Consider the following 803-nt stretch of genomic DNA (forward strand, 5'->3'; position numbering starts at 1 on the left):
ATTTCGGCAACCGTTGTTGTACCGTGAATGGCCACTTCATCCAATCCGCTACCATGTACGACAGCGGCGCGCTTCATACCCATTTGTAGCATGGTTTCTGCGATAGGACGAACCAGTTCTTCACTGTAGACGCCCATTAGTTCGATGTTTGGACGTGCAGGGTTAATCAACGGGCCAAGAATGTTGAAAATGGTGCGCGTTTTCATGGTTTGGCGCACAGGCATCGCGTGGCGAACGCCTCCGTGATATTGAGGCGCGAACAAGAAGGCAACGCCAATGTCGTCAACCGCTTTGCGGGTGTCTTCAGCACTCATTGCTAGGTTGATGCCAAATGAGTCCAGTAAGTCAGAAGAGCCGGATTTACTTGATACGCTGCGGTTGCCGTGTTTCGCGACTTTTAGGCCACATGCTGCTGCAACAAAGGCGGCCGTCGTCGAGATATTGATAGTATTGTGACCATCGCCCCCTGTCCCTACGATGTCTGCAAAGTCGTAATCAGAACGAGGGAACGGGTTCGCATTCGCCAGTAGGGCTTTTGCTGCACCGGCAATTTCATCAGGCGTTTCGCCTTTGATCTTTAATGCTGTTAATGCCGATGCCATTAAAATTGGATCAAGCTCGCCGCGAATAATAATGTCGAATAGCTGTTGGCTTTCTTCTTGAGTCAGTGATTGCTGTTCGTACAGTTTGTTGATGATTGCTTCCATAGTTTCTCTCCCCATTTCCTTATGCGTTATTTTTCTCAAGCGCCCATTCAATAGCGTTTCCCAACAAGGTTGCGCCGTAAGTCGTCAGTATTGACT

Annotated in this window: 1 protein-coding gene; it reads right to left on the reverse strand. The window is 49.2% G+C overall.

Annotated elements, in window-relative coordinates; genetic code table 11:
* Window positions 1-707 (reverse strand): anthranilate phosphoribosyltransferase (trpD, locus tag R7R24_RS26050; protein WP_318120020.1); only part of this gene is annotated, 707 nt, incomplete at its 3' end.
* Window positions 708-803 lie beyond the last annotated feature (96 nt).

It is taken from the genome of Vibrio sp. 704 (assembly GCF_033339295.1).